The sequence below is a fragment of the Burkholderia sp. AU33803 genome (genome assembly GCF_002223095.1).
Taxonomy (GTDB): Bacteria; Pseudomonadota; Gammaproteobacteria; order Burkholderiales; family Burkholderiaceae; genus Burkholderia.
Genome location: NZ_NKFJ01000006.1, coordinates 2,008,851 through 2,023,635, shown reverse-complemented (window position 1 = coordinate 2,023,635; position 14,785 = coordinate 2,008,851). Strand labels below are relative to the sequence as shown.

Below are 14,785 nucleotides of genomic sequence, written 5' to 3'. Positions count from 1 at the left end.
GCTCCTTGTCTGGCTCAGGCCGCTTCGGCGGACGGGGAAGTCGAAGCGGAAGCGGCGGGCGCGGCGGCGGCCCGCGCGGTCGTGTCGTGTTGCGGCGCGCGATACGCGTGGTAGTCGGCGATCGAGAAGTGCGCGGTCGCCTGCCGGAAACGCCACGTGAAACCCGGCCACAGCGTCGTGTTCTTGCCGGTGCGCGGATCGAGGTACCAGCTCTTGCAGCCGCCCGTCGACCAGATCGCCTTCTTGAGCTTGCCTTGCAGGTCGCTGTTGAACTGTGCCTCGACGAGCGGGCGTACCTCGATCGCGTCCGCCCGTTCGCGACGCATCGCCTGCAGTGCACCGAGGATGTATTCGATCTGCGACTCGATCATGAACACCATCGAGTTGTGGCCGAGGCCCGTGTTCGGGCCGACGATCATGAAGAAGTTCGGGTAGCCGGGCAGCGTCGAGCCGAGATACGCGTGCGCGCCGTCGCGCCAGGCGTCGACGATGTCGAGCCCGCCGCGGCCGATGATCGCGCCGCGCGGATACGGATCGGCCACCTGGAAGCCGGTGCCGTAGATCAGGCAGTCGACTTCATGACGCTTGCCGTCGGTCGTCACGACCGCGTCGGCTTCGATGTGGTCGATGCCGGTCGTGACCACGTCGACGTTCTTGCGCGACAGCGCCGGGTAGTAGTCGTTGGAGATCAGCACGCGCTTGCAGCCGAGCGTGTAGTTCGGCGTGACGGTCTTGCGCAGCTCCGGATCGGGAATCTGCTTGCGGATGTGGCGCAGCGCGAGCTTCTGCACGTTCTTCATCAGCGACGGATGGATCGCGAAGCCGAGCACGCGCGATTCGAGCATCCAGTAGATGCCGCTGCGCACGGCCTTCTGCGTGAACGGCAGCGTGCGGAACAGCCACTTCTCGAACCCGGTCAGGTTGCGATCGGGCTTCGGCATGATCCACGGCGGCGTGCGCTGGAACAGCGCGAGCGCCTTCACGCGCGGCGCGATCTGCGGCACGAACTGGATCGCGCTCGCACCGGTGCCGATCACCGCGACGCGCTTGCCTTCGAGCGGATAGTCGTGATCCCACTGCTGCGAGTGGAACGCGCGGCCCTTGAAGGTCTCGACGCCGGGAATCGACGGCAGCGCGGCGCGCGACAGGCCGCCCATCCCCGACACCAGCACGCGTGCGGACAGCCGCTTGCCGTTCGCGAAAGTGAGGCGCCAGCGTTGCGCGGCCTCGTCGTACTCGGCGCGCTGCAGTTCGTGGTTCAGGCGCAGGTGCGGGCCGACGCCGAAGCGCTGCACGCAGTCTTCCAGATAGGCGCGGATTTCCGGCTGCGGCGCGAACATGCGCGTCCAGCGCGGGTTCGGCGCGAACGAGAACGAATAGACGTGCGATTGCACGTCGCAGGCACACCCGGGGTAATGATTGTCGCGCCACGTGCCGCCGACCGACGCGGCCTTCTCGAGGACGACGAAGTCGGTCACGCCTGTCTGACGCAGGCGGATCGCCATCCCGAGGCCGGCGAAGCCGGTGCCGATGATGGCGATGTCGATGGTTTCGTCCAGGCCGTCGTGGCCGGGCGGACCGAAAGGCAACGTGCGAGCATTCATCCGGGTGTCTCCGATTTGGCTCATTTTTGAATGTTACATTGATTGATGTAACGATAGTGGGTGAGCCCGGAAATCGCAAGAGGCTAGAAGGGGCGCTCTAAGGGCCGGAAGCCTGACGGGAAAAGGCTGAGCGGGGTTTGGAACGGGCCGGTTTCCGCAATGCGGGATACGCGGAACGGGCCGTCGACAGGGCGTGAGAGGGTGCGGGCGAGACCGCCGGCGCGCGGCGGCCTGTTTGAAACGGTATCAGGGACGGATCGGCCGAGCGGCTGTCTCATGGAAAACCCCGGCCACGATCGTGACCTGCGCGAGCGCGTAGAGACCCCAGATCAGGTAATCGATTCCCGGAAAACCGCCGAGGAAGCGGCCGACGCCGATCAGCGTATCGGAGCCGACGAAAATCAGGCTGCCGATGGCCACCAGCGGGCCACGCGTGCGGGCGGCGAGTGCGAAGCTCGCCATCGCGCACAGCACGAGCATGTAGACGGCGACCGGCGCCATCAGCTCGCCGAGGTGCGGGAAGAACGCCGCGTAGAACGCCGGCGCGGCGATCCACAGCCCGACGAGCGCGACGATGCGCCAGCCGTGCGGCCGCGCGCGCCAGCGCATGAAGATCGCGCAGTAGCACAGGTGCGTGAGCAGGAACGCGCCGAGGCCGAGGACGAACGACAGCGGCCAGTCGGGCAGCGCGAGCAGTACGTCGCCGAGCACGGCCGTCACGAGCGCCGCGCACAGCCACGCGCGTTCGCGCGGTGCGGCGCAGGTGCTGCCCGCCGCGAGCAACAGGAGGCCCATCGCGGCTTTCGCGGCGGCCTGGCCGGGATAGGGCGCGGCGGCGAGCGACAGTCCATATAGCAGCGCGGCGACGACGGCGAGCGGCCAGAGCCGGCGGTAGGGGGCGGGAAGCGTGGCGATCAAGGCGGGTGTCTCCGGTTTGTTGTTGTCTGCGGTGGACGGCGCGCGGTCGAGGCGCGGCTGTCGGCCATTATCCGGAAGAAAGGGCGTGCCAAAACCGGCGAATCCTTCTAGGAAACGACCGGGATCGCGATGCACGAGGATTGCCCGTCGGCGCAGCAATCCGGCGATGCCGGGCTCCGGTGCGTGGGCGCGGCCGCCGGATTTCTCCGCGCGTTGCCCCGGTCGAACCGGGGCAACGACTGCAATTCGGCTTGCTATGATCGCCGCGGTATTGTCGTTGTCGATGTGGTTGTTGCCGTCGTTGTCGTTGTTTCCGCCCGGCCGCGCGACTGGATGCGCAAGCCGGAGCGGGCCCGATGAATCCCGGCCGTGCCCGGCCCGAGCGCTGATGCGAAGCGGGGCGGGCTGGCCTTCCCCACGAAAACAGGTCCGACCATGACCGAACTTCTCCACGGCGACGGCGCGATCCGTCGCACGACGCCGTACGGCTCGTCGATCGAAAACACCTACGCGGGCGTGCTGTCGTTCATGCGCCGCAACTATTCGCGCGCGCTCGACGGCGTCGACGTCGCGATCTCCGGCGTGCCGCTCGACCTCGCGACGACCTACCGCTCCGGCGCGCGGCTCGGCCCGGCGGCGATTCGCGCGGCGAGCGTGCAGCTCGCGGAGCTTCATCCGTATCCGTGGGGCTTCAACCCGTTCGACGATCTCGCGGCCGTCGACTACGGCGACTGCTGGTTCGACGCGCACAACCCGCTGTCGATCAAGCCCGCGATCGTCGAGCATGCGCGCACGATCCTCGGTTCCGGCGCGAAGATGCTGACGCTCGGCGGCGATCACTACATCACGTATCCGCTGCTGGTCGCGCATGCGGAGCGCTACGGCAAGCCGCTGTCGCTGATCCATTTCGACGCGCACTGCGATACGTGGGCCGACGACGATCCGGACAGCCTCAATCACGGGACGATGTTCTACAAGGCCGTGAAGGAAGGGCTGATCGATCCGGCGACGTCGGTGCAGGTCGGGATTCGCACGTGGAACGACGACTTTCTCGGGATCGAGCGGCTCGATGCGGCGTGGGTGCATGACCATGGCGCGCGTGCGGCGGTCGAGCGGATCGTCGATATCGTCGGCGCGCGGCCGGCATACCTGACGTTCGATATCGATTGTCTCGATCCGGCGTTCGCGCCCGGCACCGGCACGCCGGTCGCGGGCGGGTTGTCATCGGCGCAGGCGCTCGCGATCGTGCGTGCGCTCGGCGCGGTGAACCTGATCGGCGCGGATGTGGTCGAGGTCGCGCCCGCGTACGACCACGCGGACATCACGGCGATTGCGGCCGCGCATGTCGCGTGTGACTTGCTGTGTCTGTGGCGGCAGAAGAAGGTGGCGGGGGCGCTGGAGTAAGTCGGCATGCGCGTGCCGCAGGGGCGGTGCGCGCATTGCCGGATCGAGGTGCCGTGTGCAGTTTGCCTGTCACGTAGCGGGCGAAAGAAGGCCTCGCGGATTCTCGTGGAAGGGCCTTGCCGACCCGTCGGCGACATCCGCGAAAGGTTGGCGGGTAGCTGCTTCCGTTCACCAGCGAGGCGTTAGCGTATCCCCGATGACATGCCGCGATTTCATCAAGCAAAAACCTATTTGCGCCTGAAAAAAGCCGCAAGCATGTCGTCTTTCGGCGCTGCCGGTTGCGTTGTTTGCTGTTTTCCCGACCGTCCGCGAGAACGAGCGTGATCCGCCCCGGCGCCGGCGTCATCTGGCCAGGCCCCCGTATAAACCGCACGCGGCCGGATGAGATCGGATTGCTCGCGCTGCTCCAGCCCGTGCGCGATCCAGCCGATCGAGCGGCCGAGCGCGAACAGGCCGAATGCCGCGCCGACGGGAAGCCGCAAATGTCTGCGTAACGCCACCAGCGCGAGATCCAGCGAGGGCTTCTGGCCGACGAGCGCGCTCCCGGTATCGATCATCCTTTTCCACTGAGGATGTCGCGGCAGGATCCGCGACAACAGATACGTCGCGCGCACGTCGCCATCGGGATAGAGCGCATGTCCGAAGCCCGGCAAGCCGTCTCCCCGGGCGAGACGCGCGCCCATTTTTTGCTCGACGTCCCTTTTGCCCAGTTCGTCCCACAGTGCTTCGCCACGCGCGGTGGTGGCGCCGTGCCGCTCGCCCGACAAGCCGGCCAGGCCGCCGACCACGACGGCGCGCAAGCTCGCGTTCGTCGACGCGATGCACCGCCCCGTGAAGCTCGACGCGTTCAGTTCGTGATCCGCGCACAGCACGAGCGCCATCCTGATCAGCTCGGCGCCCGCCGGCCCGACGCCCCATGCTCGCGCGCATTGCGCGTGGATCGGGGCGGTATCGATCCGGGTGCGCAGCAGGCACGCCGCCAGAATCCGCACGAGATCGCCGCAGCCCTGCGCCTGACGATCGGCCGACTGATGCCAGATCGCCGTGGGCGCGTCCTCGCTTGCAACGGTGAAGAGCGGCAGCAGTGCTTGCTCGGTGCGTTGACCGGCGTAGTGCCTGAAGAGCGTTCGCAGTACTGATGGCGCCGTGGGGACGTGACGGCCGAAAGCGGTCTGCTCGTCGCATCGCCACAGCAGCGCCGCGACTTCCTCGAGACTCGCGCGGGCAGCGAGATCGAGTGCATCCACGCCGCGATAGAAAAGCCGGCCGCCATCGATCAACGTGATGCTCGATTCGAGCACGGGCGACCCCCAGTTCAACGCGGCCTTCGCCACTTCCTTCGGCTTGCGGCCGCGTGCGCGTTGATCCGCGAGGCGCTCGACATCGGCCGCGAGGTAGCGGCTTTCACGGTGGTTGTTGCCCGGTTCCGCGCGAAGCAGGCCGCGGCTGACGTACGCGTAGAGGGTTTGCCGCGAGACACCGAGCCTTGCCGCGGCTGCGGTCGAATTCAGGTAGTTCGACATCGTGCGCAGGGGGAATCGTTCGACAGGTTGATCAGGATAATCAACGTTGACAGCAAATGCGAGCGGGACGATCTTTGCCTCACCGAATTCATGCGAGGCGAACATGGGTGTCGATCAAATGTCGAGGGACCGGGCCGCAGCCGATGACGAGCGGGTGTCGCCTCATCTAGAGGCGTTCTGGCTAGCAGCGGGTGGGTCTCAGGCTTTTCTCGAGTCGTGCAGCTTCAGCGGGTCGGGCGAACTGGTTTCGGCATTTCGCGTAACCGACCTGGCCACGGCGGCGATCGGTGCGGCAGGAACGTCCGTTGCCGAATTGCTGCATGCGTCGACCGGGACGTTGCCGGCGGTTCGGGTCGACCGGCGCATGGCGTCGCTATGGTTCGGCACGTCGCTGCGTCCGCAAGGCTGGTCGATGCCGCCGCAATGGGATCCGGTGGCCGGCAACTATCGGGCACGCGATCGCTGGATCCGGTTGCACACGAACGCGCCGCATCATCGGCTGGCCGCGTTGTCGGTGCTCGGCTGCGCCGCCGATGCGCAGTCGGTCGCGCAAGCGGTGAATCGCTGGGATGCCGCCGCGCTCGAAGCGGCGATCGTCGAGCGCGGCGGTTGTGCCGCGGCAATGTACTCGGCGCAGGAGTGGGCCGGGCATCCGCAGGGCAACGCAGTCGCAACCGAGCCGTTGCTGCATGCCCGTGCCGCGACTGATGCCGTCGCGCACGACTGGCGGCCTTCGAAAAACCGGCCGTTGCGCGGCATTCGCGTGCTCGACCTGACGCGCATTCTCGCCGGCCCCGTGGCGACACGGTTTCTTGCGGGCCTGGGCGCCGACGTGCTGCGCATCGATCCGTACGGCTGGGAAGAGCCGGGCACGGTGCCCGAAGTCGTCCTCGGCAAGCGGTGTGCGCGGCTGAACCTGAAGGATGCCGCGGATCTCGATACGCTCAAGCGGTTGCTCGGCAGCGCGGATATCGTCGTGCACGGTTACCGGGCCGATGCACTCGCGCGCCTCGGGCTCGATGCCGCGCATCGGCGCGAACTGAATCCCGCGCTCATCGACGTGTCGCTCGACGCTTATGGCTGGAGTGGTGAATGGCGTTACCGGCGCGGCTTCGACAGCCTCATTCAAATGAGCACGGGAATCGCCGAGGCGGCTATGCGCGTGATGGGCCGTGATGAGCCGGTGAACTTGCCCGTTCAGGCGATCGACCATGCGACGGGTTACCTGATGGCGACCGCCGCGATACGCGGGCTGACGATGCGAATGAAGGAGGGTGTCGGTACCGAGGTGCGCGCTTCGCTGGCGCGCACGGCGGCCGAGTTGAAGTTGCGGTCGGAGCCGATGAGCGAGGTGGTCGAACTGGTTGCCGATGATCAGCGTGATCATGCGGAACACGTTGAATCGACGTCATGGGGGCCGGCATCCCGGCTCCTTCCGCCCGTGCGGATCGACGATGCGCCGCTCCGATGGCTTTATCCGGCGCGCGCGCTGGGTGCATACGAGCCCGAATGGTTGCCGTCGAACGACGATCTGTGACGCGATGCGATGAGTCGGCTGGTGTCGGTGAGTGGCGACGGGACGGGAATCGACCTGGCCACGGCGATGCATTTTGCTCAGCGCAATGCGCGCGTCGTCATCATCGGACAGCGCGAACGTGATGGAACACGTGGCCGAAGTGATCGGCGGCATGTTTCCCGATGCGCCCCCGCCGCGCCCTGGCCGCCGACCAGGATGTGCCTGATGGACGGAACGCGTTCGGCGGAGAGGGGGCAGGCTAGTGAAACCAGTCGGCCGGCGAAGACCGCCGGCGCGTTGCGCGTCGCTGAATCGAGGGCCGGGCGTTGTGTTTAACCGCGCGTGTCGACCCAGTTGCGTGCCCAGCGGGCCGAATGCTGCAACGCCTGCTCCTCGCTCGTGAAGTAATCGAGCGAATAGAACTGGTAGCGGCCTTCGGTGCGAGGGCTGCCGGCGCGTTCAAGCAGCAGGTTGGACGAAAAACTACCGTCGGGCAAACGATGCGCCGAGGGTTGGACGGCATAGCCGTTGTATTGATGAATTTGTTCGTTATGCATTTTAATTTTAATCATGTTCGAGTGCGCGCGTGCCGTGCGGATGTGCACGGATATGCCGATTCAAAGCCATTGCGAGCCGAATCTGACGCAGTCGTAAAGCGAAAAAGGGCTTGGCAGCCAGAGGGGGAATGAAGTGCAACGAGGCGTGTGGCGCGCGGCGAGCTGCTCAATGAACCGATGCAGCCAAGAGCAATCGCGCCAACTTTGGGAGACCAGGCTCCGCGAGGATGTCGCTGCAACCCGGCGCCCGATAGGGGGCGCCGGGTCCTTCAAACTTTACAGCGGCTTGATGTTGGCCGCTTGCAGACCCTTCGGGCCTTGCTTCGTTTCGAAGCTCACTTTCTGGTTTTCAGCCAGCGTCTTGAAGCCGTCGGCGCGAATTTCGGAGAAGTGAGCGAAGAGGTCGTCGCCGCCGTTGTCGGGCGTGATGAAGCCAAAGCCTTTGCTGTCGTTGAACCACTTGACGATACCGGTATCCATGAAGATTCCTTGAGAAAAAAATATGAAGATTTGCTCTGAATAGAGCGCTGGAAGCGTCAAGGAGGGAGAGGACAACGAATACCGCTGAGGAGCGATCAATTGATGAACAGCAATCGGACTTCTTGAACTTCGACCGGGACATTAACCGCTGGGCAGCGGTGGCGTCAATCATTAACTTGTAACTGTTTCACTTCGCGGCCCGTATTGCGGATGAAGCGATGTGGCCCTGTCTGGCTGAGCGTGCGGCGCGGCTTGGCCTGCAGGGGCGTCCAAGATAAACGCACACGCGAGACTCGCGCGCTGGCGCGAACGCCGACAGTGCGTCCCGCGTTTCCCGAACATTCGACAAGAACAAGAAAGGCCGCCGAGCCGTATGCCCGGCGGCCATCGACAAGTTGCGCGCGACGTTCCCGCTACTTCGCCGCGAGCGCACGCTGCGCGCCTTGGTCGACCCATGCGTTGTCGGCCACGTTCAGCTTCTGCGGAATCAGCTTCGCCGCATAAAACGCATCGGCGACGCCTTGCTGGGTCGCGACGATCTTTTCGTCGATCGGCACCGCGCCGAACGGGACACGCTTGAGCCACGTCTCGACGAGCGGTTGCGGCAGGCCGACCTTCGGTGCGATCAGCGCGGCCGTGTCGGCCGGATGCGCGTTGACCCACTGGCCCGTTTCGCGTGCCTGCTTCAGGATCGCGCCGACCACGTCGGGATGCTGCTGCGCGAAGTCCCGCGTGGCTTCGTAGAAGTTGTTGGTTGCAGTGAGGCCCGTGTAGTCGGACAGCGTACGCACCTTCAGCGTGTTTTGCGCGGCTGCATAGTACGGATCCCAGACGACCCACGCATCGACGTTACCGCTCTCGAATGCGGCGCGCGCGTCGGCGGGCGGAAGATACACGGGGCGGATTTCGTCGTAGCGCACGCCGGCCTGCTTCAACGCTTCGAGCAGCAGGTAGTTCGCGCTGGAGCCCTTCTGCAGTGCGATCTTCTTGCCGCGCAGGCCGGCGACCGAACGGATCGGCGAATCGGCCTTCACGAGCACGGCTTCGTTGTGCGGCGCCGGCGGTTCCGCGCCGACATAGACGAAGTGCACGCCAGCCGCCTGGGCGAACACGGGCGGCGGCGCGCCCGTGTAGCCGAAGTCGATGCTGTTCGCGTTCAGCGCTTCGAGCAGTTGCGGGCCGGCCGGGAATTCGAACCACTGCACGCCATAGCCGAGCGGCTTGAGCCGTGCTTCGAGCGAACCTTGCGCCTTGATGACCGACAGCAGGCCGGCCTTCTGGTAGCCGATGCGCACGACCTTGTCGGCGCTGCCTTGCGCGAACGCCGACGCGGCGGACAGCGCGACGAGCGTGGTGACGGCGGCGGTGCGGGCGATCCAGCGGGTGAAACGAATCATCGAACGGACTCCATGCAAAACGTCTTCGGGCGAGCGGCGGTGCCGCTCAGTTGGAAGAATCGTCGCATGGGCGATCACGCCCGCAAACCAAGCATTGTCGATATCAATATGACGGCGGCGCGCCTATGCTTCGTCGCTGCCGTGTTCCGGTGAAGGTGTGCCGGACTGCCGCGCGGCCTCGTCGCTGAGCTTCTTGTCGAGGATCGTCGCGACGCGGCCGCCGAGATACGCGCTTGCCGCGGTCTCCAGTGCGCGGTTCGTCTCGCCTTCGACGAACACGGCCGCGAGCGGGCGCAGGCGCCAGATCGCGTCGACCAGTTCGGGCACGTCGGTGGCGGGCGGCAGCGTGCCCGCGTCGTAGCGGTCGAGCCGCTTCACGACGAGATCGACGAGCAGTCGCGCGATCGCGTCGAAATGCGGCCGTGCGAGGCTGATCACGTCGAGCAGCTCGCGCGGCGGAATGCCTTCCTTCGTCATCGCGGCGGCCGCTTCGAGCAGCGCGGGGCTCTTGGCGACGAACGACAGGCCGCGCCGTTCGAGCAGGCCGAGTTCGGTCACGCGCGACAGCTGCGTGGTGGCCTGCGGGCCGAACATCTGCGCGAGCGCGGCAAGCGAATAGGTCTTCGGCAGTTCGTGCGACCAGCGGCCGCCGATCGCGTTTTCGAGACCGAGGATCGAGCGCAGGTCGTGGCCTTCGTCGATCGCCTTGATCAGGTCCTGGATGTTCGACAGCGTGTAGCCGCGCGCGAGCAGATGGTTGATCAGCTTCAGGCGTGCGACGTGCGTGTCGTCGTAGATGCCGACGCGGCCGCGCTTTTCCGGCGGCGCGAGCAAACCGCGATCCTGGTACGCGCGGACGTTGCGCACGGTCGTGTCGGACACGCGTGCAAGTTCGTCGACCGTGTACTCGTTGCGGGCGTCCGGCGCCGCCTCGTCGGGAGTGGAATGAGTCTGTTTTGACATGCGGCCATTCTAGCGCGACGTGGGAGGCTCCGGCGAGGCGGGGAGCGTGCGCGCGCCGTCGCCGAGCGGGCGCTGCAGCAGCGCCGTATCGATCCAGCGGCCGTGCTTGAAACCGACCGCCTTCAGCACGCCGGCCGGCTCGAAACCGAACGCGCGATGCAGCGACGTCGAGCCGCCGGTACCGCCGTCGGCGATCACCGCGATCATCTGCCGCCACGGGCCGGCCTCGCAGCGTTCGATCAGCGCGGCGAGCAGTGCGCGGCCGATTCCGCGCCCGCGCTGCGCCTCGTCGATGTAGATCGAGTCCTCGATCGTGAAGCGGTACGCACGGCGGGTGCGATACGGCGTCGCGTACGCGTAGCCGGCCACGCGGCCGTCGCATTCGGCGACGAGATACGGCAGCCCGTCGCGTAGCACCGCGTCACGGCGCGCGCGCAGTTCGGCGACATCGGGCGGCGTTTCCTCGAACGACGCGACGCTGTGGTGCACGTGGTGCGCATAGATCGCGCGGATCGCATCGAGGTCGGCGTCGGTTGCGTCGCGAACGACACAGGCGGGGGTGGTAGGCATGGCGGCAGTCCGGTGAATGCAAAGCGCCACTATGCCGGTCGCTGGCGCGCATGGCAAAGCCTTGTTCGGCGGCGGTCGCCTACAGCCGTCCATCCGCCGCGTGAACGGCTTCGGCGATCGCGTCGGCGACGCGCTGCACGCGCGGCGACCGGCGCACGTCCGGGTGGACCACGAGCCAGATCTCGCGCTCGATGTCGCAGCGTGGCGCAGCCGTCAGCTCGACGAGCGGCGCGCCCGCACGCGCGGCCGGATCGTCGACGAGAAACCGCGGCAGCAGCGCGACGCCGGCGCCGGCCGCGCACGCGCGATGCTGCGCGGCCAGGTCGTTGGTGACGAACGCGAAACGGCGACCGGCCGCGAAGCGGGCGAGCCACTGATGCTGCGGCGTTTGCGCGAGCGCGTCGTCGTAGCCGACGAACGGCCAGGTGCCGGGCGGTGCATCGGCCCACTCCGGCGACGCGCACAGCGCGAAGCGCATCGTGCCGAGCCGGCGCGCGGCGAGCCCCGGCTCCGTCGGCCGCGACAGCCGCACCGCGAGATCGGCTTCGCGCGCGTACAGGTTCGCCGCGTGCATCTCGCCCAGCAGGTCGATCCGCAGCGCCGGCCATGCGCGCTGCGCGCGGGCGAGCCGCGGCGCGAGGAAGTGGCTGGCGAACACCGGCGACGCCGATACGCGCACCACGCCGTCGAGCGCCGCCGCGCCCTGGGCGGCGCGCGCGAACGCGTGTGCGTCGGTTTCGATGCGTGCCGCGTGCTCGGCGAGGTGCAGCCCTTCGTCGGTCGGCGGCCAGCCGCGCGGTAGCCGGTCGAACAGCCGGATGCCGAGCGCGGATTCCAGCGCGTCGATGCGCCGGGCGACCGTCGAGTGCTGAACCTGCAGCGCCCGCGCGGCGGCCGACAGGCTGCCGCCCCGCATCACCGCGAGGAAATAACGGATGTCGTCCCAGCTCATCGGCAGCGCGGACGCGGAACCGGGATCTAGATCGGTCGAATTTTGCACAGTAGATGGGCGATTGGCGGGAATTCCGTTCGATTATGCACGATGGGATGATCGTGTCACTTCATTCGATTACGAGGAACGTCATGACCCAGACTGCCACCGCCATCCGGATCGGGATCGACCGTTACGGCGACGCCGGCGTACTGCGCCGCGTCGATGCGCCCGTCGCGCCGCCCGGTGCCGGCGAAGTACGGATTCGCCAGACCGCGATCGGCGTGAATTTCGTCGACATCTATTTCAGGTCGGGCGCGCACGCGTTGCCGGCGCTGCCGGATGCGCTCGGTGTCGAAGCGGCCGGCGTGATCGATGCGGTCGGGCCGGGCGTGACGGATCTCGTTCCCGGCCAGCGCGTCGCGTATGCGGGCATGCCGACCGGCAGCTATGCGAGCCTGCGTACGATGCCGGCCGGGCGTGTGCTGCCGATTCCCGACGGCTTGAGCGACGAAGCCGTCGCGGCCGGGCTGCTGAAGGGGATCACCGTTTACATGCTGCTGCATCGCGTGCGCCAGGTCGGCGCCGGCGACACGGTGCTCGTGCATGCGGCGGCCGGCGGCGTCGGGCTGCTGGCGACGCAATGGGCGCGTGCGCTCGGCGCGCGGGTGATCGGCACGGTCGGGTCGGCCTCGAAAGCCGCGCTTGTTCGCACGCACGGTGCCGACGCGGTCGTCGATTACCGGGAGGAGGATTTCGTCGCGGCGGCCCGCGCGTTCGGCGGCGGTACAGGGGTCGATTACGCGATCGACGGGATCGGCGGCGACGTGCTGACGCGCACGCTCGGCGCGGTTCGTCCGTTCGGGATGGTCGCGAGCATCGGGCAAGTGGCCGCGATCGGTGCGCGGCAGACGTTCGATCTCGACGAACTGGGGCCGGCGCGGTCGATCGCGCTGGCACGGCCGAGCGTGCTGGGCTTCATCGCGCGTGACGTCGACGGATATCGGGCGGCTGCGCGCGCGACGCTCGAACGGCTCGCGGGCGGCATGCATGTGGAGATCGGCGCACGGCTGCCGCTGGAACAGGCGGCCGATGCGCACCGGTTGCTGGAGTCGCGTGCGACGACGGGTGGGGTCGTGCTGGTGCCGTGATGGCGGGGGATGGGGATCGCGAGGCGGCTCAGCGCTTGCGTCGCGATCCACGGGAGGCTCAGTGGTGCTTGCGCAGCGGCGCATCCTCGACGAACCACGCAAGCACGAAGGCGATCGCGATGACCGTCGCCGCGGCCAGATACACGACATGCAGCGAACCGGCGAACGCGTGCAGGTACGCGTCGCGCACGGCATCCGGCAACTGGTGGACGGCGGCCGGGCCGAGCGCGGGCGGCAGCTCCGAGCCGGCCGGCAGCGCCGCCATCACCCGCGACTGCAGCCCGTGCGAGAACAGCGCGCCGAACGCCGCGACCCCGAGCGAACCGCCGATCGAGCGGAATAGCGTCGCGCCCGACGTCGCGACGCCCATGTGCCGGAATTCGACCGTGTTCTGCACGGCGAGCGTGAGCACGGGCATCACCATGCCGAGGCCGATCCCGAGCAGCGCCATGTACGCGTACATCGTGTGCAGCGGCGTATCGAGCGTCAGCGTCGACAGCAGCGCCATCGCGATGGCGCCGGTCAGCGTGCCGAGGATCGGGAACATCCGGTACGAGCCGAGCCGTGAGATCAGCCGGCCGCTGACGATCGACGTCACGAGCATCCCGCCCATCATCGGCAGCAGCTGCATCCCGGCCTGCGACGGCGTCGAGCCTTTCACGACCTGCAGGTAGAGCGGGATGAACGTGACCGAGCCGAACAGCGCGATGCCGACGACGAAGCCGATCAGGCTGACCAGCACGAAGGTGCGATGGCGGAACAGCTCGAGCGGCATGATCGGCTCGGCCGCGAGCCGCTCTTCATAGATGAAGCCGCCGATCGCGACGACGCCGAGCACGAGCGTCATCCACAGTTGCGGCGACGTCCACGGCAGCAGCGAGCCGCCTTCGCTCGTGAACAGGATCACGCAGGTGAGGGCGGTGGCGAGGAACCCGGCGCCCATGTAGTCGATCCGGTGCTTCACGTGCGCGGTGTGCGGCCGGAACGCGACGCCGATCACCGCGAGCGCGAGAAAGCCGAGCGGCAGGTTGATCGTGAAGATCCACCGCCACGACAGGTGCTCGACCAGGAAGCCGCCGAGCAGCGGGCCGATGATCGTCGCGAGGCCGTACACGCCGCCGAACATCCCCTGGTAGCGCGCGCGGCGATCGGGCGGCACCAGATCGCCGATCGCGGCCATCGTGACGACCATCAGGCCGCCGCCCCCCAGCCCCTGCAGCGCACGCAGCACGATCAGCTGCGTCATGTCCTGCGCGACGCCGCACAGCGCGGAGCCCGCGAGGAACAGCACGATCGCGGCCTGCAGCACGATCTTGCGGCCGTACAGGTCGCCGAGCTTGCCGTACAGCGGCAGCACGACGGTGGAGGAGAGCAGGTACGCGGTGACGACCCACGACAACTGGTCGAGCCCGCCGAGCTCGCCGACGATCGTCGGCAGCGCGGTCGACACGATCGTCTGGTCGAGTGCGGACAGCAGCATGACGAGCAGCAGCGCGGCGACGATCAGCCCGGTCGGCGCGTCGCGGCGGGCCGTTTCGGCGGCCGGCGGAGTGAGGAGGGTGTGGGTTGTCATCGAGATATCTGCCAGGGCAGGGAATTGTGTCGAACTATAGCGACTGATAGTTGACTAGTCAATTTCTGCCCAGCCTCGATGTGTTGCAACCGTAACAGGAGATTGCCGGCCCGGAAAATTGACCAGGATCACGGGAAAGCGGGGACGGACTCAAGTTTTTTGCAGGCAAACCGTAATACAGAGTGCTGCGGACCGATT

The 14,785-nt window shown here is 67.2% G+C and carries 13 protein-coding genes; 3 read left to right on the top strand and 10 right to left on the bottom strand.

The features are described from left to right. Positions 1-14: 14 nt before the first annotated feature. The gene (locus CFB41_RS26325; protein WP_089458475.1) at positions 15-1,604 is read right to left on the bottom strand and encodes an NAD(P)/FAD-dependent oxidoreductase; all 1,590 of its coding nucleotides are present in this window, start codon (positions 1,602-1,604) and stop codon (positions 15-17) included. A gap of 246 nt (positions 1,605-1,850) precedes the next feature. Beyond that, the gene (locus tag CFB41_RS26320) at positions 1,851-2,522 is read right to left on the bottom strand and encodes a lysoplasmalogenase (protein ID WP_089458474.1); all 672 of its coding nucleotides are present in this window, start codon (positions 2,520-2,522) and stop codon (positions 1,851-1,853) included. A gap of 435 nt (positions 2,523-2,957) precedes the next feature. Here CFB41_RS26320 and speB point away from each other — a divergent pair, with 435 nt between their 5' ends. Then, entirely contained in the window at positions 2,958-3,926 is a 969-nt protein-coding gene (gene speB / locus CFB41_RS26310) for an agmatinase (RefSeq protein ID WP_089458472.1), read from the top strand. 227 nt (positions 3,927-4,153) lie between these two features. Here speB and CFB41_RS26305 read toward each other — a convergent pair whose 3' ends face one another. Then, entirely contained in the window at positions 4,154-5,449 is a 1,296-nt protein-coding gene (locus CFB41_RS26305; RefSeq protein WP_089458998.1) for a citrate synthase family protein, read from the bottom strand. Positions 5,450-5,552: 103 nt separating this feature from the next. On the opposite strand from CFB41_RS26305, the gene CFB41_RS26300 reads away from it, so the two are divergent. Beyond that, positions 5,553-6,986 carry a CoA transferase gene (locus CFB41_RS26300; RefSeq protein ID WP_089458471.1) on the top strand — a complete coding sequence of 478 codons (1,434 nt, stop codon included), beginning with the start codon at positions 5,553-5,555 and terminating at the stop codon, positions 6,984-6,986. Positions 6,987-7,297: 311 nt separating this feature from the next. On the opposite strand, the gene CFB41_RS26295 is transcribed toward CFB41_RS26300, so the two are convergent. From CFB41_RS26295 to CFB41_RS26270, 6 genes are all read right to left on the bottom strand, one after another. After that, a complete protein-coding gene (locus tag CFB41_RS26295; protein WP_089427204.1) occupies positions 7,298-7,522 on the bottom strand; it encodes a hypothetical protein in 225 nt (74 codons plus the stop codon). A 276-nt stretch (positions 7,523-7,798) separates the two neighbouring features. Further along, on the bottom strand, positions 7,799-8,002 hold the full coding sequence (locus CFB41_RS26290; protein WP_006485974.1) for a cold-shock protein: 204 nt from the start codon (positions 8,000-8,002) through the stop codon (positions 7,799-7,801). A 413-nt stretch (positions 8,003-8,415) separates the two neighbouring features. Next, entirely contained in the window at positions 8,416-9,399 is a 984-nt protein-coding gene (locus CFB41_RS26285) for a sulfonate ABC transporter substrate-binding protein (protein WP_089458470.1), read from the bottom strand. Positions 9,400-9,522: 123 nt separating this feature from the next. Beyond that, on the bottom strand, positions 9,523-10,362 hold the full coding sequence (locus tag CFB41_RS26280; protein ID WP_089442177.1) for a MerR family transcriptional regulator: 840 nt from the start codon (positions 10,360-10,362) through the stop codon (positions 9,523-9,525). A gap of 9 nt (positions 10,363-10,371) precedes the next feature. Then, complete coding sequence (locus CFB41_RS26275) at positions 10,372-10,932, bottom strand: GNAT family N-acetyltransferase (protein ID WP_089458469.1); 561 nt, start codon at positions 10,930-10,932, stop codon at positions 10,372-10,374. A gap of 79 nt (positions 10,933-11,011) precedes the next feature. After that, on the bottom strand, positions 11,012-11,884 hold the full coding sequence (locus tag CFB41_RS26270) for a LysR family transcriptional regulator (RefSeq protein WP_089458468.1): 873 nt from the start codon (positions 11,882-11,884) through the stop codon (positions 11,012-11,014). A gap of 131 nt (positions 11,885-12,015) precedes the next feature. On the opposite strand from CFB41_RS26270, the gene CFB41_RS26265 reads away from it, so the two are divergent. Next, complete coding sequence (locus tag CFB41_RS26265; RefSeq protein ID WP_089458467.1) at positions 12,016-13,014, top strand: quinone oxidoreductase; 999 nt, start codon at positions 12,016-12,018, stop codon at positions 13,012-13,014. Positions 13,015-13,072: 58 nt separating this feature from the next. On the opposite strand, the gene CFB41_RS26260 is transcribed toward CFB41_RS26265, so the two are convergent. Beyond that, positions 13,073-14,587 (bottom strand): MDR family MFS transporter, encoded by a 1,515-nt coding sequence (locus CFB41_RS26260; protein ID WP_089458466.1) that lies wholly within the window; start codon positions 14,585-14,587, stop codon positions 13,073-13,075. Positions 14,588-14,785 lie beyond the last annotated feature (198 nt).

Coding starts and splice junctions, on each gene's coding strand:
- CFB41_RS26325 (WP_089458475.1), bottom strand. CDS start 1,604: ATGAATGCTCGCACGTTGCCTTTCGGTCCGCCCGGCCACGACGGCCTG.
- speB (WP_089458472.1), top strand. CDS start 2,958: ATGACCGAACTTCTCCACGGCGACGGCGCGATCCGTCGCACGACGCCG.
- CFB41_RS26305 (WP_089458998.1), bottom strand. CDS start 5,449: ATGTCGAACTACCTGAATTCGACCGCAGCCGCGGCAAGGCTCGGTGTC.
- CFB41_RS26300 (WP_089458471.1), top strand. CDS start 5,553: ATGGGTGTCGATCAAATGTCGAGGGACCGGGCCGCAGCCGATGACGAG.
- CFB41_RS26295 (WP_089427204.1), bottom strand. CDS start 7,522: ATGCATAACGAACAAATTCATCAATACAACGGCTATGCCGTCCAACCC.
- CFB41_RS26290 (WP_006485974.1), bottom strand. CDS start 8,002: ATGGATACCGGTATCGTCAAGTGGTTCAACGACAGCAAAGGCTTTGGC.
- CFB41_RS26285 (WP_089458470.1), bottom strand. CDS start 9,399: ATGATTCGTTTCACCCGCTGGATCGCCCGCACCGCCGCCGTCACCACG.
- CFB41_RS26280 (WP_089442177.1), bottom strand. CDS start 10,362: ATGTCAAAACAGACTCATTCCACTCCCGACGAGGCGGCGCCGGACGCC.
- CFB41_RS26275 (WP_089458469.1), bottom strand. CDS start 10,932: ATGCCTACCACCCCCGCCTGTGTCGTTCGCGACGCAACCGACGCCGAC.
- CFB41_RS26270 (WP_089458468.1), bottom strand. CDS start 11,884: ATGAGCTGGGACGACATCCGTTATTTCCTCGCGGTGATGCGGGGCGGC.
- CFB41_RS26265 (WP_089458467.1), top strand. CDS start 12,016: ATGACCCAGACTGCCACCGCCATCCGGATCGGGATCGACCGTTACGGC.
- CFB41_RS26260 (WP_089458466.1), bottom strand. CDS start 14,587: ATGACAACCCACACCCTCCTCACTCCGCCGGCCGCCGAAACGGCCCGC.